This is a genomic window from Campylobacter showae CSUNSWCD (assembly GCF_000313615.1).
Classification (GTDB): Bacteria; Campylobacterota; Campylobacteria; order Campylobacterales; family Campylobacteraceae; genus Campylobacter_A; species Campylobacter_A showae_A.
In genome coordinates this window covers 226,936-250,160 of record NZ_AMZQ01000001.1, presented here as the reverse complement: position 1 = coordinate 250,160, position 23,225 = coordinate 226,936, and the positions used below count along the sequence as shown (strand labels likewise).

At 48.3% G+C, this 23,225-nt stretch carries 23 protein-coding genes; 7 read left to right on the top strand and 16 right to left on the bottom strand.

Annotated elements, in window-relative coordinates:
• Window positions 1-33: 33 nt before the first annotated feature.
• The gene (locus tag CSUNSWCD_RS01270; RefSeq protein WP_009492820.1) at window positions 34-792 is read right to left on the bottom strand and encodes a polysaccharide deacetylase family protein; all 759 of its coding nucleotides are present in this window, start codon (window positions 790-792) and stop codon (window positions 34-36) included.
• The gene (locus CSUNSWCD_RS01265; RefSeq protein WP_009492819.1) at window positions 782-2,125 is read right to left on the bottom strand and encodes a hypothetical protein; all 1,344 of its coding nucleotides are present in this window, start codon (window positions 2,123-2,125) and stop codon (window positions 782-784) included. Before CSUNSWCD_RS01265 ends, CSUNSWCD_RS01270 begins: the two co-directional genes overlap by 11 nt.
• A gap of 163 nt (window positions 2,126-2,288) precedes the next feature.
• On the opposite strand from CSUNSWCD_RS01265, the gene CSUNSWCD_RS01260 reads away from it, so the two are divergent.
• Window positions 2,289-3,578, top strand: a complete 1,290-nt coding sequence (locus CSUNSWCD_RS01260; RefSeq protein ID WP_034964051.1) for a glycosyltransferase family 9 protein — start codon at window positions 2,289-2,291, stop codon at window positions 3,576-3,578.
• Here the strand turns inward: CSUNSWCD_RS01260 and CSUNSWCD_RS01255 are convergent.
• The 4 genes from CSUNSWCD_RS01255 to CSUNSWCD_RS01240 are packed head-to-tail and all read right to left on the bottom strand — an operon-like array spanning window position 3,526 to window position 7,750.
• Window positions 3,526-4,713, bottom strand: coding sequence for a glycosyltransferase family 4 protein (locus CSUNSWCD_RS01255; RefSeq protein WP_009492818.1), 1,188 nt, complete (start codon window positions 4,711-4,713; stop codon window positions 3,526-3,528). The genes CSUNSWCD_RS01260 and CSUNSWCD_RS01255 overlap by 53 nt on opposite strands.
• The gene (locus CSUNSWCD_RS01250; RefSeq protein WP_009492817.1) at window positions 4,710-5,783 is read right to left on the bottom strand and encodes a glycosyltransferase family 9 protein; all 1,074 of its coding nucleotides are present in this window, start codon (window positions 5,781-5,783) and stop codon (window positions 4,710-4,712) included. Before CSUNSWCD_RS01250 ends, CSUNSWCD_RS01255 begins: the two co-directional genes overlap by 4 nt.
• Window positions 5,770-6,822 carry a glycosyltransferase family 4 protein gene (locus CSUNSWCD_RS01245; protein ID WP_009492816.1) on the bottom strand — a complete coding sequence of 351 codons (1,053 nt, stop codon included), beginning with the start codon at window positions 6,820-6,822 and terminating at the stop codon, window positions 5,770-5,772. Before CSUNSWCD_RS01245 ends, CSUNSWCD_RS01250 begins: the two co-directional genes overlap by 14 nt.
• Entirely contained in the window at window positions 6,806-7,750 is a 945-nt protein-coding gene (locus CSUNSWCD_RS01240) for a glycosyltransferase family 9 protein (protein ID WP_009492815.1), read from the bottom strand. Before CSUNSWCD_RS01240 ends, CSUNSWCD_RS01245 begins: the two co-directional genes overlap by 17 nt.
• Before the next feature lie 133 nt (window positions 7,751-7,883).
• On the opposite strand from CSUNSWCD_RS01240, the gene CSUNSWCD_RS01235 reads away from it, so the two are divergent.
• Window positions 7,884-8,915 carry a glycosyltransferase family 4 protein gene (locus tag CSUNSWCD_RS01235; protein ID WP_009492814.1) on the top strand — a complete coding sequence of 344 codons (1,032 nt, stop codon included), beginning with the start codon at window positions 7,884-7,886 and terminating at the stop codon, window positions 8,913-8,915.
• Window positions 8,899-10,068 (top strand): lipopolysaccharide heptosyltransferase II, encoded by a 1,170-nt coding sequence (gene waaF / locus CSUNSWCD_RS01230; RefSeq protein ID WP_244263900.1) that lies wholly within the window; start codon window positions 8,899-8,901, stop codon window positions 10,066-10,068. The genes CSUNSWCD_RS01235 and waaF overlap by 17 nt, the downstream gene beginning before the upstream one ends.
• Window positions 10,069-10,380: 312 nt before the next feature.
• On the opposite strand, the gene CSUNSWCD_RS01225 is transcribed toward waaF, so the two are convergent.
• The 6 genes from CSUNSWCD_RS01225 to gmhB form a co-directional block, all read right to left on the bottom strand.
• Entirely contained in the window at window positions 10,381-10,689 is a 309-nt protein-coding gene (locus CSUNSWCD_RS01225) for a YolD-like family protein (RefSeq protein WP_009492812.1), read from the bottom strand.
• The gene (locus CSUNSWCD_RS01220) at window positions 10,682-11,944 is read right to left on the bottom strand and encodes a Y-family DNA polymerase (protein ID WP_009492811.1); all 1,263 of its coding nucleotides are present in this window, start codon (window positions 11,942-11,944) and stop codon (window positions 10,682-10,684) included. Before CSUNSWCD_RS01220 ends, CSUNSWCD_RS01225 begins: the two co-directional genes overlap by 8 nt.
• 94 nt (window positions 11,945-12,038) lie before the next feature.
• A complete protein-coding gene (gmhA, locus tag CSUNSWCD_RS01215; RefSeq protein ID WP_009492810.1) occupies window positions 12,039-12,605 on the bottom strand; it encodes a D-sedoheptulose 7-phosphate isomerase in 567 nt (188 codons plus the stop codon).
• Window positions 12,595-13,998, bottom strand: a complete 1,404-nt coding sequence (rfaE1, locus tag CSUNSWCD_RS01210; RefSeq protein ID WP_009492809.1) for a D-glycero-beta-D-manno-heptose-7-phosphate kinase — start codon at window positions 13,996-13,998, stop codon at window positions 12,595-12,597. The genes gmhA and rfaE1 overlap by 11 nt, the downstream gene beginning before the upstream one ends.
• Entirely contained in the window at window positions 13,991-14,977 is a 987-nt protein-coding gene (gene rfaD, locus CSUNSWCD_RS01205; protein ID WP_009492808.1) for an ADP-glyceromanno-heptose 6-epimerase, read from the bottom strand. The genes rfaE1 and rfaD overlap by 8 nt, the downstream gene beginning before the upstream one ends.
• Complete coding sequence (gene gmhB, locus CSUNSWCD_RS01200; protein ID WP_009492807.1) at window positions 14,974-15,498, bottom strand: D-glycero-beta-D-manno-heptose 1,7-bisphosphate 7-phosphatase; 525 nt, start codon at window positions 15,496-15,498, stop codon at window positions 14,974-14,976. The genes rfaD and gmhB overlap by 4 nt, the downstream gene beginning before the upstream one ends.
• A 141-nt stretch (window positions 15,499-15,639) precedes the next feature.
• On the opposite strand from gmhB, the gene CSUNSWCD_RS01195 reads away from it, so the two are divergent.
• A complete protein-coding gene (locus CSUNSWCD_RS01195; protein ID WP_009492806.1) occupies window positions 15,640-15,945 on the top strand; it encodes a c-type cytochrome in 306 nt (101 codons plus the stop codon).
• A gap of 142 nt (window positions 15,946-16,087) precedes the next feature.
• A complete protein-coding gene (locus CSUNSWCD_RS01190; RefSeq protein WP_009492805.1) occupies window positions 16,088-16,390 on the top strand; it encodes a c-type cytochrome in 303 nt (100 codons plus the stop codon).
• Between the two features lie 499 nt (window positions 16,391-16,889).
• Here CSUNSWCD_RS01190 and ccoS read toward each other — a convergent pair whose 3' ends face one another.
• The 4 genes from ccoS to CSUNSWCD_RS11630 form a co-directional block, all read right to left on the bottom strand.
• Window positions 16,890-17,102 carry a cbb3-type cytochrome oxidase assembly protein CcoS gene (gene ccoS, locus CSUNSWCD_RS01185; protein WP_002949952.1) on the bottom strand — a complete coding sequence of 71 codons (213 nt, stop codon included), beginning with the start codon at window positions 17,100-17,102 and terminating at the stop codon, window positions 16,890-16,892.
• Window positions 17,099-19,501: a heavy metal translocating P-type ATPase gene (locus tag CSUNSWCD_RS01180; RefSeq protein WP_009492801.1), complete on the bottom strand. Its 2,403-nt coding sequence runs from the start codon at window positions 19,499-19,501 to the stop codon at window positions 17,099-17,101. The genes ccoS and CSUNSWCD_RS01180 overlap by 4 nt, the downstream gene beginning before the upstream one ends.
• A 242-nt stretch (window positions 19,502-19,743) precedes the next feature.
• Window positions 19,744-19,977: a hypothetical protein gene (locus CSUNSWCD_RS11635; protein WP_009492799.1), complete on the bottom strand. Its 234-nt coding sequence runs from the start codon at window positions 19,975-19,977 to the stop codon at window positions 19,744-19,746.
• 68 nt (window positions 19,978-20,045) lie between these two features.
• Complete coding sequence (locus tag CSUNSWCD_RS11630) at window positions 20,046-20,753, bottom strand: cation diffusion facilitator family transporter (protein WP_244263905.1); 708 nt, start codon at window positions 20,751-20,753, stop codon at window positions 20,046-20,048.
• A gap of 239 nt (window positions 20,754-20,992) precedes the next feature.
• On the opposite strand from CSUNSWCD_RS11630, the gene rho reads away from it, so the two are divergent.
• Complete coding sequence (gene rho, locus CSUNSWCD_RS01170; RefSeq protein WP_002949963.1) at window positions 20,993-22,339, top strand: transcription termination factor Rho; 1,347 nt, start codon at window positions 20,993-20,995, stop codon at window positions 22,337-22,339.
• Between the two features lie 443 nt (window positions 22,340-22,782).
• Window positions 22,783-23,220 (top strand): hypothetical protein, encoded by a 438-nt coding sequence (locus tag CSUNSWCD_RS01165; protein WP_034964048.1) that lies wholly within the window; start codon window positions 22,783-22,785, stop codon window positions 23,218-23,220.
• Window positions 23,221-23,225 lie beyond the last annotated feature (5 nt).

Sequence of the window (23,225 nt, the reverse complement as noted above, 5' to 3'; positions counted from 1 at the left end):
ACGCCCGAATTTGCCTTAAATTTAGAGCAAATTTTACTTCTTTATCTTCGAGTATATCCCGCCCAAAATGTCGTTTTGATAGATAAAAAGCGTGCGTTTTAGCCATGTGGCGTCCTTTTTGGCAGCGATGCGCTTGATAGCGGACAAATCGCCGTCAGGCCTATTTATGCCTCGCTGCGTCGTGAAAAATGCCTCATAACCCGCCTGCCTAGCTAGACGGATCAAATTTTCGTCGTATTTGCCGCGAGGCCAGCATAAAAGCCTATCCTCGATGCCCAAATTTTCGCGCATAAACTCGCGGCACCGAGTGAAATTTTCCTCAGGTGGGAGCGCGCCGAAATACTCGTCAAAATGCGTATGCGTGTGAGAGTGAAAGTCAAAAACGTCCCGCATCGCTGCTATCTCGTCAAGACTCAAAAACACGTCCTGCGGGCGCTGGGAGGCTGCTTTTTTGTATTCAGAGTGAGTTAGCTCTATAAACTCGCCCCGCCGCTCGCTCGCGCGCTCGATCCACTGCGTCACTAAAAATATCGTCGCTCGCAAGCCAAACTCGCGCAAGACCTGGTAGGCGTAGACGTAGTTGTCCTTCCAGCCGTCGTCAAAGGTGATGAGGACGCTTTTTTTAGGCACGGCTAGCTCGCCCTTTTTATAGGCGATAAATTGGCTCATCGTAAGCGTTTTATAGCCCGCCTCGGCGAGAAATCTCATCTGCGAGGCAAAATCCTCTGCGCTAGAGGCGATAAATCCACTCTTTTTTAAAACATGATGATACATCAAAACGCTAACGCTCAACTCCGCCTCCTTTAGCTCCAGCTTTCGAATTTGCCGCCAGCAAGACGAAAAATCCAAGCATATAAAACATATAAAGTATGCGTAAATTTATCGCTTCAAACAGCCCGCGCACGCCAAAATAACACGCTAGCGAGATAAAAATCGCCGCAAAAAGCAGCTCGCGCGAGCGTAAAAAATGCCTAAACGAATACGCCAAAAGCGAGATAAAACCGCCAAACATCAGCGCCGTACCGACCGCGCCGTAGTAGTAGTAGTGTCCGATAAAAAACGGCTCGTCGTTAAACCAATACCGCTCGCCGTTTGGCCTCGTCTGCATCATCGAGATATGCGCGCCTTTGTCCGCCTCGTCACGCAAAAAGGCGTCGTACTGCTCCTTGCCGTATCCAAGCCCAGCTATCGCGCGCGGACTCGCAAACAGTAGCGGCAAGCGCTCCTTTAAGATTAGGTCGCGCCCCGAGCTAAAGCTAAGCTCCGCAAGGCGCTCTCTCATGCTCTCGTTTTCGAGATTTGCCTCGCTCACTATCCCGATCTGGAAAAATTTATACATCGCAGTAGGCGAGCTCAAAACTGCCACCGATGCACCCGCTACGCAAACGGCAAAAATAACGGCAAAGAGTTTAAATTTACGCTTCGCCTCGCCGCCTAAGATATACAAACAAAAACCAAACATAATAAAACAAACCAGCATCGCTCCCCAGCTGCCCCTAACGCCGCTCAAAACATCAAGTCCCACGGCCGCAAGGCAAAGCAAAGCTACCAAAATCCGCGCCCATACCCGCCTAAAAATAAAAACTCCCGCTAGCGCAAAAGGCAAAAATCTATCCACATAGTCCGCATACGCTCGGCGCACAACCCGCACGTCAAATTCGCCCGCACTGCCTAGCCTCTCAAACTCGCTAAAAAGCGGTGCAGCGTAGTAGATGCTAATAACCGCAAAGGCCGCTATCAGCGCGTAAAAAAATGATTTTGACTGAGCAGCCTCGCCGTTTGCCGCGACATAGACGATGAGCAAAAAAGCAAATCCGCGCCCAAACTCCCCTGCCGCATTGCCCAGAGAGTCAAACTGCGGCGCGTAGGGAAAGGCCGAGATCAAAAACGCGTAAAAAGTAAATGTGATAAGGCAAAACGCAGGCGCGCGCGAAAGGCTAAAATTTACGCCGACCCTTGCGGCAAATCGCGTCCTATCCGTGAAATAAAGCCAGATCGCGCAGACAAGCGCGAGATAAAGCGAGACGTTTTTCGCCGCCGTCATACGCGGCATATGCTCACAAGCGACAAAAACGCAAACGAGGTATAAAGCGGCGTTTTGCAGGCGGTTTTGCAGTTTCGTCATTTTTTTCCTTAAATTTTAAACGCCCATTATAACGATAAAATCATTAAAATCCAGTAAGCGGTTTTTGGCTAAATTTTACTCGCAATCGCTCAAAAACCGGCCGTAAATTTATAAATTTATGCTAAATTTAGGCTAAATTTTATAAATAATAAAGGCCTACGTTTTGATATATTTTCTCATTTATTTATTGATTTACCCGTATCTTTTTGCTATGAAAAAACTAAAATTTAAAGGCGAAAAAGGCAAAATTTTACTCATCCAAACCGCTAAAATCGGCGACTACGCAAACTCGACCGTGATCTTTGAAAAGCTGGGCAAATTTGATGTACTCATCGACGAGATAAATCTAGCCTTCGCAAAACACGACAGCCGAATAGAAAAAATATTTACGATAAACGACGTAAAACGCAAAAAAGCCTCCAAACTAGGACTCGCACTCGAGCTTTTTTCGCGTGGCTACGAGAGCGTCTATGTGCTGATGCCAAACAGTCTAAATCTCTTTTTAGCGCGCTGCACGCTGGCTAAAAATATCGTCGCCGTGCATCACTACGCAGCCTCTAGCGACTTTGGCCTGCTGGCGCTTGGTATGAAAAAAGTGCCACATACCCTAAATGATCTAACGTTACTAACCTACTTAAAAACGCTGGGCATTAGCGAGCTAAAATATGAAAAATGCTTGCAACAACCGCTCTTTATCCCACACGAAAATATCGTAAAAAGCGATAAATTTAAGATCGGCGTGAGCCTGAGCGCTGGCAATAAAATGAAAACGCCGCCAAAGAAAACTTGGGAGAAAATCTTTGAAATTTTCGCCAAATTTGACTGCGAGGTTTATATTTTCGGTGTCGGTGAGGAGGCGGCGCTATTACAAAACTTGCTCGCCGAAAATGTGGATAAAAAACGGGCGGAAAATTTGAGCCGGCGGAACATTTTCGCGGATTTAGCCGGCAATGGCGCGAGCGAAATTTACGGCGATCCTGAAAATGCAAACAGCGAGCAATCAAAAGCTCAAATTTGTAGCGAAAATGGTAGTAGCGGCGGGTCAAATTTAAGCTCGCAAACTTGCGATACTTACGTGAAAAAATTCAGCGCAAACGAGCTAAAAATAATCTCTTTGATAGGTAAAATCAAACTTGAGGAGTTGCCGTTTTATCTCTCGCAGATGCAGCTTTACGCGAGCTCGGATACGGGCAACTACTACGTCGCAGATAGCGTGCGCACGCCTACGATCTGCCTGATGGGGCCTTGTTTTGCTAGCGAGCAAAGAGGCGTCGCCGACTCGCTCGTGATCAGCTCGCATTTACCACCCGTTAGCTCTGTGTTTAAAACCGTGCAGGGTATCGACGCGAGTGCATTTTTCGAGCTTAGCGAGCAAAACCTCGCAGACATCGAGGCCTTCGTCAAAGTTCGCTATATATCCTATCTATCCCGCGAAGATAATTTTCTATGCTAAATGCCTTTATAACGGCATCGTCGGGGCTTTTTGAGCTGGGTTTGCGCAGGCTCTCAAAGCAGGCTAAAAGCGCGTCCGAGCTTCTTTGAACTACAAAAAAATCTTGCTTTTTTGAGGAGATTTCATAAATCTCCCTTATGACGGCGATATCAGAGTACACCACGCCAAGCCCGCAGCCAAGCGCTTCGATGACGATCCTAGGCAGCCCCTCGTCGCTAGAAAATCCAAGCACGTAGTCGCACGCGGCATAAATCTCGTCCATCTTGGAAACAAAGCCCAGATACTCGGCCTTACCTGATCTTATCAGCGCGTCAAATTTGGCTTTCGCGCCCGCTTTTAGCTCGCCTCCACCTGCGAAATAAACCTTTACATCGCTTCTTTTTAGCTCTGCAAGTGCATTAAAAACTAGCTCGTGTCCCTTTAGTGTTAAGAAATTTGCTGGCATTACGATATTTATTTTTTCGGCGTCAAATTTGTCTTTTAGGGCGGCGCTTTTATCGTCGCTGTTATTTTTTAAATTTGTCTGCAAATGGCTCAAATTTTTACCTGCTTCAGATTTTTCCCGCCTTAAAACAGGAGCTTCTACGGGATTATAAACCACGTTTTTAGGCATTTTTATCTGCGCGGCGTAAAAATCGTAAGTCGCATTTGAAACACAAACGGGCGTAAATTTTAGCCGCTTTAAAATCTCAAGCTTAAAAGGCTCGACGGCCGAGTTTTTACGCAGGTGTTGCACTACCGCGATATTTAGGGCGTTTGCGGCGGCGATGTAGGCGAGATTGGTTGAAAAATGATTGTTTAAATGCACTACGTCGGGTCGCGCCTGTCGCAGCAAGCAAAGCGCGTAGTCGTAGTCTTTTTTGTAGAGGTATTTTGCCAGCTTTTGCCCACCAAGCGCGCGCAAAAGCTCTTTTTTTAGCTTTGAGGGCTGTTTTTTGGGCTCAAATTTTATAAATTTAGCTCCCGAGTCTTCTATGATTTGCGAGATTTTGCGTCCGCCCGCCTCGTAATCAGTCTCAAAAAACGTGCAAAGCTCGTATTTTTGCTGCGCGGCAAGCCCCCGCAAAAGATACAAAAAACTCTTTGTCCCGCCGCCGTATTCACGCCCCGTATCGACGAACAAAATCTTTTTCAAATCATTTCCTTTAGCATCTCCCAGACCTCGCGTGCCTCGATTTGCAGCATGCACTCCTGAAATTTGCAATTTTTGCCGACGCAAGGCGAACAGGTGCGCGGCTTTTTGATAAATTTATGGATATTTTCGTCAAAATCAGGGTTTGAATTTACGGGCGAAGCGACGGCAAAAAGCCCGATCGTGGGCGTCCTTAGCGCGGCTGCGACGTGTAGCGGACCGGTATCTGGCGTCACAAGCACATCAAGCCTAGCTATCAGCGCGGCAGCCTCTCGCAGACTAAATTTACCCGCCGCATCTATCACGTGCGCGCTTCTTAACTCCTCGTCTAACTGCGCGGTCATCGCTCGCTCGGCGGGGCTGCCCGTTAGCACGATGACGGCGTCCGTGCGCTCCAAAATAATTCCCGCCAGCTCCCGCCAACGCTGCCAAAACCACTGCCTGGAAACCGTGCTAGCCCCCATCTGAAAGCCGATAAATTTGCGCGAGCCGCAGCCTTTTAGCATCTCATCGACGCGGGCGAAATCCTCATCGCACAGATACAAATTTAGCCTCGTGTCGCGACTTTTTATGCCTACAAATTTAAGCTGCTCGAGGCGGTTTAGCACGACGTATCGCTCATCTCCGTATGGCTCTGGCGCGTTTGAGTGGAAGGGGCTAAATTTACTGCCCGCATTTGGCAGCTTAAAGACGTATTTTGCGCCGCTTAAAACGGCTAGCGGCGTGGCCTCGGGCTCGTTTGAGTGCAGGATAAAAACAATGTCCGGCTTTATCTTTTTTAGCTGCGATAAAGCGCGCAAAAAGCCGCCTTTTTTGCCGTCGTATAGTAAAATTTCGTCGATATTCGGATCGGTTTTAAAAAGCGGCGCGGTAGATGGATTTAGCAGCGCGACAGTACGTATGTGCGGGAAATTTTGCCGAAAAACGCGAAAAACGGGCGTGTTAAAAATCGTATCGCCAAGCGCGGTGTTGCTAAAAAAACAGACCGTTTGGATGGGCTGCGTAACCAGCTGCGTTTTGCGCACACTTTTAAATCGCAAAATGAGCCGCGCCGCGCTCTCAAAGAGCTTCATACATCGCTTCTGTCTGCGCGACCATCGTCTCTATCGAGAAGTTTCGCACGATAAATTCCCTCGCGTTCGCGCTAAATTTGGCCCTAAGCGCCGCGTCTTCTATCAGCGTTTTTAGAGCCGCTTTGAGCGATTCTTTGTCGCCGTTTTTAAACAAAAGCCCCGTTTCGCCGCTGTTTATCGCCTCGCCGATACCGCCCGCGTCGCTACCGATGCAAGGCACCCCGCACGACTGCGCCTCGAGCAGTGCCGTACCCAGCGCCTCCATCTTTGAGGGTAACACGAAAACGTCAAAACTGCCCAAAAACTCGCTCACGTCGGTTCGCGAGCCTAGCATGTAGATATTTGGCGTTTTTATTTTTTTTAGATTTTCCTCCTGCGGACCGTCGCCGACCACGACTAGAGCGGTGTTTGGTAGATTTAGCTCGCTAAAAGCTTCAAACAAAAGCTGATGATTTTTCGCCGCGCGCAAGACCGCCACGATACCGACTACTACGCAGTCTGCGCTCAAATTTAGCTCTGCTTTGATATCTTTGGTAAAATTTGGATTAAACCGTGCCGTATCCACGCCGGTGTAGATAACGTCTATCAAATTTTCCCGCACGCCCTGCGAGACGAGCTGAGTTTTTACGGCATTTGAGACGGCTACAATTTTGTCGTTTACATTATAGCTAAATGCCGATCTGATCGGAGTTTGTAGGTGTCTAGTGCGCACTACTTTAGCGCCCGTTAGCTTTGCGACGATTGCGCCGATATTGCCGTCCTTGCCAGAGTGTGTGGCGATGATCGAGATATTTTTTTCGCGCACGAAACGGCAAATTTTAAAAATTTCAAAAATATTATAAACCTTACTTAGGTTAAATTCTACAAACTCGCAATCAATCGGCTTTTCAAAGCTTTTTGAGCCTGGATTTAGCGCGTAAAATACCTTAAATTTATCCTTATTTAGCCCGTTTATGACGCGCTGCGTGCGGTGCTCCTGACCGCCGAAGCCTAGCGAGCTTTCAAGCTCCAGGATATTGATTTTATCCGTTTTTTTCATATATTTTTACCGCCTCGTAGATTTCCTCGTCCGTCACGTCCTGCGCCCTTTTGCTGGCGCTTTGTAGCACGGTACACAGCGCGCCGCCGTAGATCGGAGCCCAGCGAGCGGCGTCTGTTTTGCCAAGCACAAGCACAGTTTTTACCCCAAGCGCGGGAGCTAAATGTGCAACACCGCCGTCAAGCGTGAGAACAAATTTAGCCGCCCAGATACAGCCGGCTAACTCGTCCAGATTTTTAGTCGAGGCAAACTCCACGCCCGCTTCTTGTGCTAATTTTTCGCCAAATTTTACGTCCTCCGCGCTAACGGCAACGTGCCTGAAATTTTGCTTTAAAAACGCCAAAATCCGTAAAATTTTAGCCTCGTCCATGCGGTTTTGCTCCACCCTCGAGGAGACGTGAAAAAAAACGAAATCCTTAAATTTCTCGCTTTTAAAGCTCGGTACGTAAAGCGTCTTTTCTCCGTCGAATTTCGCTCCAAGCGGTACGGCTAGCTCATAGCAAAGCAGCACCTCGTGAGGTGGCGGATTAAAGTTTAGTTTATGTGTTATTAATAAACCACCCTCGTTTTGCTTTGCCGCGCCTATCGTCGTTTTAGCTGCGGCTGCTCTGGCAAATATCGCGGCAGAGGGCGAATAAGCGCTCCTAAAAATCACGGTCGCATCGTATCTTTCGCGGCGAATTTGAAGCAAAATTTTACATTTTCCCCAAAACGCCCGCACTTTTGCCGCCAGTCCTTTTACGTGCTTTGGTTTAGTATAGATATAGATTTTGTTTAAAAATGGATTGCCGCGAACGACGCATACGTTTAGGCTATTTACCACGATGTCGATTTGCGCACGCGGATGAGCCTTTCGCAGCGCATCTATCGCTGGCGTCGTGCAGATGAGATCGCCAATGTTATCGTTTCTAACGAGCAAAATTTTCACGATTTTCCTTTTTTTGCGCGATTATACCCATTTTACGCTTATACTTATTTACACCCTCATCCCTCGCACGTCTGGCATAACCTAAAATTCATCAAAAAACTTATAAAATACCGCTAAATTTTAAAAGGCGAACATGAAAAAAATAGTATTTTTAAGGCTCAATCTGGACGCTATCGGCGGGGCGCAGAGATATCTCTCAAGGCTCGTTAAAGCCCTAAAAGACTCGGGCGTTGCGTGCGAGACGCGCGGATTTAACGGTAGCAAAAAGCTAAGCTCATGGATCAAAGCCCTGCGTTTTAACGCGCAAGCCAAGCGGCAAAAGGGCGCAGACGAGATTTATTTTAGCCTTGAGCGCATCACCTGCGCCGACATCTACCGCGCGGGCGACGGCGTGCATAAAGTCTATATGAAAACCAAGCCTTTTTGGTTTGTAAACCCCCTAAATTTCGTCATTCCATACCTTGAAAAGCACACTTTTAAAAACGCCAAAAAAATCATCGCCAACTCAAATTTTATAAAGCGCCAAATTTGCGAAACCTACGACATCGCCGAGGAAAAGATCGCAGTCGTCTATAACGGCGTAAATTTGCCTATGCGCGTACAAAAAGGCTCAGCAAAGCTCGCTCTTTGCGAGGAATTCGGGCTTGATTTTCACCTACCGACGCTGCTGTTTGTCGGAAGCGGCTTTAAACGCAAGGGCGCGGAGGAGTTTTTACGCATCGCGACTCATCTAAAAACGCGCGTAAACTGCCTGATCGTCGGCCGCGACAAAAACGCCGCCCGCTACAAAAATCTAGCCAAGGAACTAGGCCTAAACGCCGTATTTACGGGCGCGCAAAAAAGCACGGCGAGATTTTACGAAGGCAGCGAGCTGTTTTTATTCCCGACGGCGTACGAGCCGTTTTCAAACGTCGTTTTAGAGGCGCTTAGCTACGGCTGCGTCGCCATTACGACCGCTCAAAACGGCGCGGCGGAGATATTGCCCGAGGAGTTTGTGATGAGCTCGCCGCAAGACTACGACATCTGCGATCTGATCGACGAGATCCTAAACGACGACGAGCGACTGGCAATGCTACAAGAGCGAAATTTAGCGCTTGCTAGCGAGTTTAGCATCGAAAAAAACGCGAGCGCGACGCTGGAGATAGTGCGTGCGAATCTTGATTGAGCTGCCGACCTGGCTGGGCGACGCCGTAATGGCAAGCGCCGCGGTGGAGGCCATCGCAAAGCACGCGGCGGCGTTTGGCGCGGGAAATTTGACCGGCAAATTTGAAAATGAGCGAGACTTTAGCTTTTTATCGCAAAATTTTGGCACCGTAACGCAAGAAATTCAAATTTTTAAAAACGATACGCCAAATTTGAACGATAAATTTGACGCTGACGGCGGCGTAAATTTGACGGCAAATGCACAAGAAAATCAAAATCTAGAAAATTTAGCCGATGGGCCCGTCAAAATCGTATTTTTCGGCTCGTTTGCGGCGTGCGAGCTTTTTAAGACTCATCCAAGCTGCGAGCGCGTCATCGTTGACAGCAGTAAAAAGGCCAAATTTAGGCTCTGGCGGCTGTTTTGGCAGGCTAGAGAGCTTGGCAAATTTGACGCGGCATTTAGCTTTAGAAGCTCGTTTGCGAGTAAAATTTTACTTTTCGGAGCGTGGGCGGGGCGAAAATTTATTTTTCAAAAGAGCAACGATAGTGCGCATCAGGTGCAAAAATACCTAAAATTCGTCAAAGCGGCGTTAAATTTAAAACGCGCAGACGACGAGTTAAAGCTTTACTTTGAGCCGCGTAAATTTGACGCGCCCGTGCTCGGGCTAAATCCGGGCGCTAGCTACGGAAGCGCCAAACGCTGGTATCCGGCCTACTTCGCACAGGTGGCGCTGCATTTTAAAGATAAATTTAAGATTATGATTTTTGGCGGCGCCGGCGAGCGCGATATGTGCGAGCAGATCGAGCAAATTTTACGCGAAAACGGCGCGGAGTGCGAAAATCTAGCGGGCAAAACGAATGTGCGCGAGCTGTGCGAGATGATCGGCGGCATCGGACAAAGCGGCGGGATATTCGTCACGAACGACAGCGGCCCGATGCATATCGCAGCAGCCTACAAAATGCCCACAATCGCGCTTTTTGGACCGACGAGATTTACGCAGACCTGTCCGTGGCGCAACGAAAACGCTCGCATCCTGCACCTAAATTTAGAGTGCATGCCGTGCATGAAGCGCGTCTGCCCGCTAAAAACCCACGCCTGCATGAAGGATCTCTCGCCGCAAGCCGTCATCCAGGCGATCGAGCGAGAATTTCTCGCCGAAGCGGTAAAAAACTAGAAATTTTAGTGCGTGGCTTTTTCTCAAACGGCCGCAAATCAGCAAAAACCACGCCGCGCATAATATTTTACAAACGGCACGCGACCAAATTTAACGCACGCAAAGCTAGCATTTGAGATAGCGCGAGGTGGCTTAATCAGGGCAAATTTTACTATACTGATTTTTTGTGCGACTAAAATTTCGCCGCATTTTTAACTATCAAGAAAAGTGCGGACAAAGTAAAATTTAAACGCCTTTAAAGCTAGCAAATTTAAGCGTTTTGCGTGCCACACCTATCATATCGCGCGCCGCAAAATTACAAAAACGCCGCCGTCACAAACCAACCTCAACCGCATAAATATCATCAAATTTGACCCTCGTTTTTACTACGGTTAGGCTTTTATCCATCAAATTTACGTTTGAGACCAGCCCCTCTATGCTCACGTAGCCCTGCCCGTCGTAGTATGTGATTTTTACCTTGTCGGCGGGCTTTAGTTTGCTTATTTTGTTTAGGTTCTCTTCTATCTTGGACTCGTCCAGATCTAGCTTTTCGCTCTTTTCTCGCTCCTGCGCTTTTAGGGCTTTTTCTAGGGTCGAGAGGGGATTAAACGAGCTAAAGATTTTGGCTCTATCTTTATTCACCGCTTTTGTGCCCTCCTATCTTTTTGTTTCTATCTGGGCCGGTGGCTTCGGGCAATAGGTCGATGGCCCTTAGGATGGAGTTTTTGCCGTATTTTTCTTTTATCTTGTTTAGGGTTATTAGTACCGTTTTTTCTTTTGCGTTTTCTTCCTCAAAGAGACTTCTTTCGGTTTTGCTTTCCTTTACGACGTCGTTTGCCGATATGCCGATTTGCCTGATGAGGCCTGCGTTTTTTATTTTTTTTAGATATAGCTCCTGCGCTGCGTCCATGAGCACGCTAGCGATATTGCTAGGGGTTTTAAACCTTACCGTTGCCCTTTGCGCGGGTTCGTTTTTGCCCGCGAATTTGATATTTATCGTGAGCCCGCTAGCCCGCACTTCCTCGTTTATCATCCTTAGAGCCAGCCTATCGGTCATCTCTTTTAGCACGATTAGAGCCTCTAGCCTCTCGTAGTCTCTGGGTAAAATTTCCGAGCTAAAGTATGATTTGGTTGAGGGCCTATAGGCCTTGATATCGGCTATGGTGGTGGGCTCGATACCGTTTGCGTGATCTAGCGCGATATAGGCGTCAATACCAAACACCTTTTCTAGCAGGCTAAAAGGAGCGTTTGCCATATCCTTCATGCAAAATATCCCGTATCGCTCAAGCTTGGCCCTAGTTTGCTTGCCTATGCGCCAAAAATCATTTAGCGGCTGATGCGTCCAGAGCTTTTCTTTATAGAGCGCTTCGTCTAAAAAGGCGATATTATCCTCGCTGTGTTTGGCTAGGATGTCAAGAGCTATTTTGGCTAGATACAAATTTGTCCCCATGCCGCAGGTGGGCGTTACGCCCGTTGTTTTTAGGATGTCGTCCATTATCATCTTTGCCATGACTCTAGCTTCTAGTTTATAAAATTTTAGATACGAAGTAAGGTCGATAAAGGCCTCGTCGATGGAGTAAACGTAGATGTCCTCTTTGGCGACGTATTTTAGGTAGATGCCGTAAATTTTAGCCGCGTAGTCGATGTAAAACTGCATCCTGGGCGGCGCGATTATATATTTTATATTTTTAGGTATTTCAAACAGCCTGCATCTGTTTTTTACGCCAAGTGCCTTTAGCGCGGGACTAACGGCTAGACACACGCTGCCCTCGCCTCTAGCAGCGTCGGCGACGACTAAATTTGCCTCAAATGGATCAAGTCCTCGCTCCACGCACTCGACCGAGGCGTAGAATGATTTTAGATCAATGACGGCGTAGGCTGGAGTTTGGGTTTTCATGGGTGATTAAATTTGCTTGCGCGCTAGGCGGAGTTAGAGAGTGGCTGGGCGGGCCAAATTTGACTCCGCCGCCGCAAATGCTTTTAAATTTAGCCTAAAACGCATCGTCGATAGCTTGGCAGATGATATGCCCTATCATTATATGCATCTCTTGGATGCGCGGCGTATCGTTTGACGGCACGACCAAATTTAGCTCGCAAAGCTCGTTCATCGCGCCTCCCGTACGGCCACTTAGTCCGATCGTTTTGATACCGATTTTTCGCGCTAGCTCGAGCGCCTTTACGACGTTGCCGCTGTTTCCGCTAGTAGAGATCGCTATGAGCAGATCGCCTTCGCGGCCCAGAGCCTCTAGCTGACGCGAGAAAACAAACTCATATCCGTAGTCGTTGCCGATCGCCGTGAGCGCGGAGGTATCGGTCGTTAGAGCTATGCCAGCTAGCGCGCCGCGCTCGGTTTTATAGCGGCCCGTTAGTTCGGCTGCTATGTGCTGCGCGTCTGCAGCGCTTCCGCCGTTTCCGCAAAGCAAAATTTTACCGCCCGCCTTTAGCGTCGCTACCGCCGTTTCGCAGGCTTTTTTGATGTCCGCTTCCAGCGCAAAGGTCGCCTTTATCGTAGCTAGATGACCCTCTAGCTCGCTTTTTATCATATCTTCAGTCTTCACTTTTTATCCTTTTTATCGTCGCGCTCGTGCTTTTGCCGGCTACAAACTCCACCAGCCGCACGTCTTTTACGACGCTACTGCCGACGACCTCTTTGCCTTCGTAGTCGGCACCCTTTACGAGCACGTCGGGACGCAGCTTTTCGATCAAATTTAGAGGCGTTAGCTCGTCAAATATCGTCACGTAATCAACTGCCCCAAGCGCCGCCAGCACGGTAGCGCGGTCGGCCTGCGAATTTACGGGGCGAGTGTCACCCTTTAGCGCGCGCACCGATGCGTCCGAGTTTAGCCCGACGACTAGTATATCGCCAAATTCCCGCGCTTTAGCCAGATAGCTCACATGCCCCGCGTGCAAGATATCAAAGCAGCCGTTTGTAAAAACCAGCCGCTTTTCGCCTCGGTTTGCCAGCGTCGCGGCCAGTTCGTCCGCGCTTTTGATTTTCTCCTCAAAGCCAGCCGCGTTTTTACGGCGTACTAGCTCGTTTATCTCCTCAAAGCTTGCCGTGGCTGAGCCGACCTTAGCTACGACGACTGCGGCGGCTAAATTTGCCGTCTCGATCGCCTTTTTGATACCTTCGCCCGCACCCAGCATCACGCCAAGCGTCGCTAGCACCGTATCTCCCGCGCCCGTGACGTCAAAGACCTCTTTTGCCAGAGCCGGAAATTTAACCGCCTGAGCGTCCTCTAAAAGCGCGATGCCCTCCTCTGAGATCGTGATCAACGAATGGGTCAAATTTAGCTCATTTTTTAGCAAATTTAGCGCCGCAAAAAGCTGCTCGTCGTTTTCTATTTTAAAGCCCACGGCCTCGCCCGCTTCTTTTTTATTGGGCGTTAGTAGCGTAGCGCCCTTATATTTCGAGTAGTCCGCGCCTTTTGGATCGATTAGCACGGGTTTGCCGGCATCCGCGCAGGCTTTTATAAACTTTTGGCACAGCGTAGGCGTCAGCACACCCTTGCCGTAGTCAGATAGCAGCGCGACGTCGTAGCTCTCTAGCGCGCGGGCGAAATTTGCCGCTAGCTCGTCCTCGCACGTTACGGCTTCGACGCTTTCTTTGTCGATGCGCACGACTTGTTGATGCGTCGCCATCACGCGGCTTTTTATCGAGCTCGTGCGCCCTTTTTCTCTTTTTATAAACTCAGCCCTAGCGCCCTGCTCGCACAAGATCCGCTCGATCTCATCGCCTGTCTCGTCGTCTCCGAGCACGCTCATAACGCCCACTTTTGCGCCTAATGAGAGCAAATTTAGCACTACGTTGCCCGCTCCGCCTAGGCGTTTGGTTTCGTTTTTTATCTTTACTACTTGCACGGGAGCTTCGGGCGAGATACGCTCGCAGCTGCCCCAGATGTAGTGATCGAGCATCAGATCGCCCGCGACCAAAGCACGTACTTCACGCATTTATCTCTTCCTCGTATATCCTTTTTATCTCGGCCGCGTAGTCTTTTATGCCCTCTTCTAGGCTAAATTTAGGCTCGTATCCCAGCGCCTTTTTAGTCGGCTCGATGTCGGCTTGCGTATGAAACTGATATGAGCGCGCATACGGGTTTGGGATGTATTCGCAAGGCAAATTTGACCCCAGCTTGCGCTGTAAGATATCCACGATCTCCTGGAAGCTTCTTGCCGTGCCCGTCGCTGCGTTATATACGCCGCTAGCAGCGTTTAGAGCGAGCAAATTTGCCTGCACGATGTCTTTTATATAGACGAAGTCGCGCTTGATTTTATCGCTGCCTTCAAAGAGGCGCGGATTTTTACCGCTCAAAATTTGCAGACCAAACTGGAGCACCATCGAGGCGGTTTTGTTTTTATAAAACTCCCTAGCACCATAAACGTTAAAGTATCTCAGCCCCACGACCGCTACGCCTCTTTTAGCGTATTTTCGTCCTAGATCATCCATTTTTAGCTTTGAAAAGCCGTAGACGTTATTCGGCGCTTCGCATTCGCCGACTCTTTGCGGGCTTTTTGCGTTACCGTACGTAGCGCCGGAGCTTGCGTATATCATCCTGGCATTCGTTTTTTCGCAGATATCTAGCAGGTCTTTAAAGCTATTTAGATTTGTCCTCATTAGCTCGCCTTGCTCGGTTACCGTAGTATCCGAGATCGCCGCCTCGTGAAATATCGCGTCAGGGGCAAATTTCTCGATCATGGCTAGCGTTTTAGCGCAGTTTATGTCGCCCTCGTAAATTTCGCCCGAAAAGCCGAGCAAATTTTTAAAATGCCCGAAGCTTTTGAGGTTGCCGTTGCTAAATTTCTCGTCGCTTCTAAATTTATCCACGGCGAGCACTTCTACGTCTTTTAAATTTTCATCGAAATAATGCGCCAAATTTGAGCCGATAAAGCCCGCCGCGCCAGTTATCGCGACTCTTTTTATATCTTTCATATTTTTCCTTCTTTTTTTAAAAACTCCAGCGCGTCCGCCACGCTTTTTAGCCTGTCGTCCAGCTTTAAATTTATCCCGACGCCAGCACTCTGCCCGGCCTGCACGTCGCTATCCTTGTCGCCTATCATGATTGAGCGCGCAAGGTCGATATTTAGCTCGTTTGCGGCATTTAGCAGCATGCCTGGCTTTGGTTTACGGCAAAGGCAATCAGCTTCCGGCGCGTGCGGACAAAAGTAAATTTTCTCTATCTTTACGACCTCTTTTTCAAACTCGCCCAGCATAAACCTGCAAAGCTCATCAAACTGCTCCAGCGTGTAGTAGCCTCGTCCGATGCCTGATTGATTCGTCACCACGACTAGTGCGTAGCCAGCCTTGGCAAACTCCCTCAAAGCCTCAAAAATGCCCTCTTTAAAAACGAAATCCTCGCGTCTATAAACATAGCCCGCATCCTCGTTTATAACGCCGTCGCGATCAAGAAATAGCGCCTTTTTGGGCGCCGTTTTAAACCCTTTTTTATCCATGTCGAAAATTATACAAAAAAAAGCTAAATTTAACCGAAAATCGCCGCCCGCGCCGCACTAGAAACTAATGTGAAAAACTAATGTAAAATTTAGCTTTTTGTATTATAATTTGCCCGTCACAACTCCACAAAAGGATATAAAATGAAAAAACTAATCGTTGTTTCAGGTGCAGCCGCATTGCTAGCGGGCAGCCTATTTGCCGCTGACGGCGCAACACTTTACAAAAAATGCGCGGCCTGTCACGGACCAAAAGCCGAAAAAGTGTATCTAAACAAAGTTCCTGCGCTTAACACGCTTTCAAAAGAAGAGATCGCCGAGGCTTTAAAAGGTTACAAAGAGGGCAGCTTGGACAAATTTAAGTCTTCTGCAATGATGAAACCTATCGCAAAACCTCTTAGCGATGACGACATCGCAGCTCTATCAGAGTACATCCCTACTCTAAAATAACCCTTTTCGGCGGAGTTTTTCCGCCGATTTTTCTCTGCTTTTTATTTCGCGCTTCATTTTAGTAACTTTTTTATAAAATTTCTTTTCTTTTAAGCTTTTAGGGCTATAATCTCGTCTAAATTTCTATCAAAAAGGACGAAAGATGAAAATCTATCACATTGCAACCGCCGTTTTGGCGCTAAATTTTTCTCTACTTGCGGCCGACGGCGCAGCTATTTACAAAAAATGCGCAGCCTGTCACGGCGAAAAAGCGGACGTAAAATACGCAAACAAAGTGCCTGCGCTAACTAGCATCAGCAAAGAAGACCGCATAAAAGCGCTACAAGGCTACAAAGACGGCTCAAACAATAACTTCGGCATGGGCAAGGTCATGCAGCTGCACGCCAAAAACCTAAGCGACGAGGATATGGCGACTGTTAGTGAGTATATCGATAGCTTGAAATAATCTTTGCAAGTAGATTTCAAACGATCTCTACGGAACAAATCATAAAAATCCCGCGCTTGGCTTGCTTTTTCGGCAAGCCGCTCTTGCTCGCCGAGCTTAAATTTAGCTTTAAATTTGAGCTTTTGCCGCGTCTTTTAGAAGAAATAATTTTAATAGACGCAAAGGCTTGCAAAATTTGAGTCAAATTTGACGCCGCTACACAACCAAACCCGTGAATCAAATTTAACCGACACTCACCGATTTTAGCCGCATAAACGTCAAATTTGCCATAGTCGCACCGACTAGATCAAATTTATCTGCATTAAATCCGCTTGTGATGTCCGCTGCTTTTAAAATTTTCACTCAGATTTACCGCCTCATCGTGCATTTTAAGGTGGCAAATTTAGCGCAAAATTCGCTCAGGCTTAAATTTTATCGCAAATTTATCCGCTCAAATTTAAAGCCGCTATCCGTTAAATTTACGACCAAAATTTAGCCCCCATTTAAACGTAAATTTGCCTCACTCAGGCGGCTTATAGCCCTTTTCTTTACGGCGAAGCTCCAGCTCGTAGGCGTCGTTTAGTGCGTCTTCGTCGTCAAATTTCGTCCCGTCCAAAAATTTGCGCTCGTCATCAAACTGCCTGGTTTTAAGCCCCCACAGCAGCGCCGCCAGCCCGCACGCGCCCAGTAGCGTAGAAACCCCGATCATCATCGCCACGACCGCCCCGCTCATCGCTCGCTCCTAACCCGCAGCGCGTTTAGCACGACCGCGACGGAGCTTAGCGACATCGATAGCGCAGCCACGGCGGGCGCGACGTAGCCGGCCATCGCCAGCGGTATCGTCACGGCGTTATAAACGAGCGAAAAGGCCAAATTTTGCCGCACGATTCGGTAGGTTTTGCGCGCGAGCCTCGCTGCAGCCGCGAGCGAGGCTGGGTCGTCTCTCATTAGCACGACGTCACTTTTTGCGATACTCACGGCCGCTCCGCTACCCATACACACGGCCACGCTTGAGAGCGCGAGCGCGGCGGCGTCGTTGATCCCGTCACCTATCATCAGCACATTTCGCCCCTGATTCGCCAGCCGCTCCACGTATGCGGCCTTATCCGTAGGCAGAGCGTTCGCGACCGTTTCGCCCACGCCTAGCTGCTCTGCTACGCGCTTTGCGGCGTATTCGTTATCGCCCGTTAGCATCGCTACTCGCATACCAGCGTTTTTTAACGCGGCTACGCACTCTTTGGCGCCCTCTTTTAGGCTCTCCTCTAGCTCAAACACCGCCAAAATCTCGCCCTCCGCGGCAAAAAAATAGCTAGTCCCACGCACCGCTTCGCCGTCATAAAGCCCTAGCTCTCGCATAAATTTTTCGCTCCCGCCCGCTAGCTTTTTACCGCCAAATTTAGCCTGCGTGCCGCGTGCCGCGATATTTTCAAAGCCGCTTAACTCTAAAAGTTTTAAATCACTAAAATTTGCGCGCAGATATTCGCCCACGGCGCGGCTAACGGGATGCGTAGAGCCGTTAACCAGCGAAAAAAGTAGGCTCGGGTCAAATTTATCCGCGTGCGTAAATTTACTCACGCTAAGCCGCCCCGACGTGAGCGTGCCGGTCTTGTCAAACACGGCCGTATCGCACTTCGCTAGGCTTTCGATGATGCGCGCCTCTTTAAAAATTATCCCGCGCCTAAAGCCAGCCCCAAGCGCAACGAGCGTGCTAACTGGCGTAGCAAGCCCAAGCGCGCAGGGACACGAGATCACCACGACCGAGATCGCGACGATGAGCGCGGTGGAGAGCTCGCCAGTGCGCCAGAACCAAAACGCAAACGTCGCTAGCGCCAGCGCCGTGATAGCGGCCGAAAATCTCGCCGCGATGGCGTCTGCGAGCGCCTGAATACGCGGCTTTTTGGCTGCGGCGGTTTCTAGCAGATTTATGATACGCGCTAGCACCGACTCGCTAAACACGGCGCCGACCTCATAAACCAGCGTGCCGTCTACGCACACAGAGCCGCTTTTTATCTCGTTTTCGCCATCTTTTGCGCTAAGATACGCAGGCGCGCTCTCGCCGCTAAGACTAGAGAGATCAAAGCTCGCCGCGCCGCTAACGACGACGCCGTCTAGCAGTACGCGTTCGCCAGCTCTCACGACCACGAGCTCGCCCACCCTCACCTCCTGCGCGCTTTTTAGCGTTATCTCGTCGCCGTTTTTGACGCTAACTGAGTTTAAATTTAACGAGTTTAGGTTATCTAGCGTGTCGGCGGCCTTTTTTTTGCTTAAAATTTCCAGATATTTGCCGATAAATACGAAAGTGATTATCATCGCAACCGAGTCAAAATACACCTCGCCCTGCCTAGAAAACATCGAGTAAATCGAGAAAACGTAAGCTGCTAACGTGCCCGTGACGATAAGGCTATCCATGTTTTGCGTTTTGTTTTTTAGCGCGCCCCAAGCACCCCTAAAAAACCCGCTTCCCGTGTAAAAAAGCACCGGCGTAGCGAGGATAAATTCGGCGAAATTTATGATAGAGCGCACGTCCTGACGCATGCCCGTGAAGTAGCCGCCGTACTGCGCGATGGCCAGCCACATGATGTTCATCGTGCAAAAAATGCCCACCAGCAGCCTCGCGTAAAATTCGCGCTTTTGCAGGGCGAGTCTATGCTCCTGAGTCTGCGCGTCGTATGGGTAGGGTTCAAAGCCGATAGAGCGGACGAGGGCGAAAATTTGAGCCAAATTTACCTCGTTTTCGTCCCAGACGATGAGGGCTTTGTTATTAACCGAGTTTATATTTACCTCCAAAATTCCCTTCTGCGCAAATAAAACCTTCTCGTTTAGCCAGATACAAGCCGAGCAGTGTATATCCTCGATGATGAGCGAGATTTTGTTAAATCCATTCTCGTTTTTGACGTAGTTTTGATAAATAGCCGCAAGGTCTTCCTGCGACTTTTGCGCCGTATTTTTTGCGTCCCGAGCCGGATTTAACGTAGTTTTACCAAGCCTTTCGTAAAATTCGCCCAGTCCGCTTGCGTTAAGTATCTCGTAAACTCCCGCGCATCCCTCGCAGCAAAACAGCTCTCCACCGCGCTCTATCAGCGCCTCGCGCTCAAATTCGCCCCTGCAATGCGCGCACTTAAATTTGCCCATCGGTTACTTTTTTCTTTCGTTTTAAGATTTTTAGATTATACGCAAAATTTCTAAAGCCTTGCTTGATTTTACGAGCTTTGACGTAGCTGAGATTTTGTTCAATTTGACAAATTTTACTCTCGTCAAAAGGTAGCCGTAAATTTGAGTAGAGTCGGCCAAGACCAGTACCTTGAAAATGCTAGTAAATTACGCAAATCGCCCTTAAATTTTAACCTCAAATTTGGCGAAAAACTAGCGACTTCTCACGCAAACTCCCTATCTATCACGATGAAAATTTTATATCCGGGAAAGCCTAGCGCGACTTTGCGCTCGATTTGGGCGCGTAGTTCGCCCAGATTTTTCTCGGCAAAATCGACCACCACGTCAAACCTCACGCTCTTTTTCTTGCTATCAATGAAAAATGCGTGAAATCCGCGCACGCTGCTAAACTCCGAGAGCAAATTTGCCACGCAGGCGCGGCTCTCGTCCTGCCCCAAATTTACGCTATAAACGCCAAAAACCAGATAAATCCTGTAAATTTTATAAATCTCGATCTGAAGCTCGTTTAGCCTCTGCGAAACTTCGCTAAGGGCAAATGCTCGTCTATCTCGACGTTTACCGAGCCTACGTATCGCTGTGCGCCGTAGTTGTGAAGGATCAAATCGTATGCGCCGCGCACGATCTCGCAGCGATTTACGGCGGCGTAAATTTCGTCGCTGATCTCTTTTTCCACGCGCTGACCGATGATTTTATCAAAGGTTTCTTTTATCAAAAGTACGCCGTTTATGATAATAAAAAGCGACGCCAAAGCGCCCGCATATCCGTCTATCTGGATGTCGTCGAAGTATGACAGCGCAGCAGAGACGAGGATCACGCACGATATGATCGCATCGCCCAGAGCCTCCTGCCCTACGGCTTTTAGCGAGATAGATTTGGTCTGTTTACCGATCTTTTTATAGTAAAAGCCGAGCGCAAATTTGACGAATATCGCGCAAAACAAAAACGCTAAAAACGGTATCGTAAAGCTGGTGGGCTCGGGCGCGAAGATGTTTTCGACCGAAGTTTTTAAAAACTGAAATCCCAGCATCAGCACTATAACCGAAACAATGAGACCGCCGATATACTCGGTCCTGCCGTAGCCGTAGGGGTGGTCTTCGTCGGGCATCTTGCTAGCTAGTTTTGAGCCAAATATCGTGATGATACTTGAGCCTGCATCGCTAAGGTTATTTACAGCGTCTGATATCAGCGCGACCGAGTTTGAGACCATAGCGATAAAAATTTTCGCTCCGGCTAAGAAAAAATTTGTAACTATGCCAATAAGCGCGGTTTTATGATTGTTTTTTCGCGCTTGCCGTCTTTAAAATCCATCATTTTGATATTACTTTTCATTTTTGGCGAGATTATATCACTTCTTGACATCAAAGCCAAAATTTTATAAAATGCGACTTTCAAAACTTCTTTTGAAACTTAAATTTATCTACAAAATTATTCCGTAATTTTAAAGAGGACACAATGGAAAATAACGCGACCCAACCTGCAAATTCCACGCAGGAAAGTCAAAAAACCACAAAAAAACACCAAAACTCACGCACTCACATCCCAGTCGACGGACACAAAATCGAAGAGCTAAGAACTCTTAGCCTAGAGGAACTCATCGCTATCGCAAACAGCGTAGGCGTCGAGAATCCGCGCGAATTTCGCAGACAAGATTTGATATTTGAGATCCTAAAAACCCAAACAAAACAAGGCGGATTTATACTTTTCACGGGCATTTTAGAGATCACGAGCGAGGGCTACGGCTTTTTGCGCTCGGTAGACGCAAACCTCAGCGACAGCTCAAACGACGCCTACGTCTCAAACTCTCAAATTCGCAAATTTGCCCTGCGCGTGGGCGACATCGTGACGGGTCAAGTACGCGAACCAAAAGATCAGGAAAAATACTATGCCCTGCTAAAAATCGAAGCGCTAAACTATATGCCGCTAATCGAGGCTAAGGAGCGACCGCTATTTGACAACCTGACTCCGCTTTTCCCGACAGAAAAACTTCGCCTCGAGTACGATCCGATGAAGCTAACAGGCCGCGTGCTCGATCTCTTTACCCCTCTTGGCAAGGGTCAGCGCGGCCTCATAGTCGCCCCTCCAAGAAGCGGTAAAACCGAGCTCATGAAAGAGCTAGCCCACGGTATCGCACGCAACCACCCGGAGTCGCATCTCATGGTGTTACTCGTGGACGAGCGCCCCGAGGAGGTCACCGACATGCAGCGCTGCGTAAAGGGCGAAGTGTTTAGCTCGACGTTTGACCTACCTGCGATGAACCACGTGCGCGTCGCCGAGCTCGTCATCGAAAAGGCCAAACGCCTCGTAGAAATGGGCAAGGACGTCATCATCCTGCTAGATAGCATCACCCGCCTAGCGCGCGCGTATAACACCGTAACTCCGCCAAGCGGCAAGGTGCTAACCGGCGGCGTGGACGCAAACGCCTTGCACAAGCCGAAACGCTTTTTCGGCGCGGCGCGAAATATCGAGCACGGCGGCAGCCTCACCATCATCGCCACCGCACTCATCGACACGGGCTCACGTATGGACGAGGTTATTTTTGAGGAGTTTAAAGGCACGGGCAACAGCGAAATCGTACTAGATCGCAATATCTCCGACCGCCGAATCTACCCAGCCATCAACGTACTAAAATCAGGCACCAGAAAAGAGGAGCTACTGCAAAAACCAGACGAACTGCAAAAGATCTGGGCTATCCGCTCGGCGATCGCGACGATGGACGACGTAGAAGCACTCAAATTTTTATACGCCAAGATGCTAAAAACCAAAGACAACAAAGAGCTTCTTTCGATACTAAACGAATAGTGAAGTTGCGTTTTTAGATAAATTTAACCCTTGCGCGAGTCGTTTCGGCTCGCCGACCTGTTTTGAAACTCTCTAAAATTTATAAATTTACTAAACCCTCTCCGCTTAAATTTATTCCAACGACGGCTATTTGAGCACCAAAATTTAACGCGGCTTTTCAAATTTGCTTTTATTTTTTGCTGTCCGCCTCTTTGCGAGCATGAGCAATCATCAGCGTTTTTTCGCTTTTAGCTTTTTTACCTCGCCTAAAAGCTCTTTGTTTTTAGCGTTCATCGCTTCTTTTTCGGCTTGCAAATCACTGACTTGCTTTTCTAGCTCCTCGATCGTCATTTTGTCCTCCACGAGAGTTAAATTTAAGGCACTGCCTTTGATAGAATAGTAACTTAAATTTTAAATGGGGTTGGTTTTGAAAAAGTGGTATAATAAAAGAAAAGGATTTTATTATGATTAGTTTTAACGAGTTTGCACAAAATAGCTCCAATGCAGTTCGCGCCTCTTATCATTACGCTCAACAAAACGACTTGACAAGGGACAAAGGATGGCGCGAATTCAATAAGAAATCAAAAGACAAAGATTTTCTTTTAAAATGGTTGCGGGTCGCTTACGACGCAACATACGGCTTGCGCGTAGATGAAAACGACAAATGGGTCAAAAAGCCCTCTGTGGCAATAATAAGTCCGGACGGCGGAGTAATGAGCTTTGACGAATTTGAAGCATACGAGAATTCGGGGGGCACTATTACGCTTAACTACTATTTAATGAAAAACGAAGCAAGGATAAAAGAAGCCTACGACGAATTTAAAGAAAAATCCATAAATAAAGATTTTCTTTTGGAATGGCGCAAAAAGACCTACAAGGCTTATGCTTCCGATTGGCTTTAACAAAA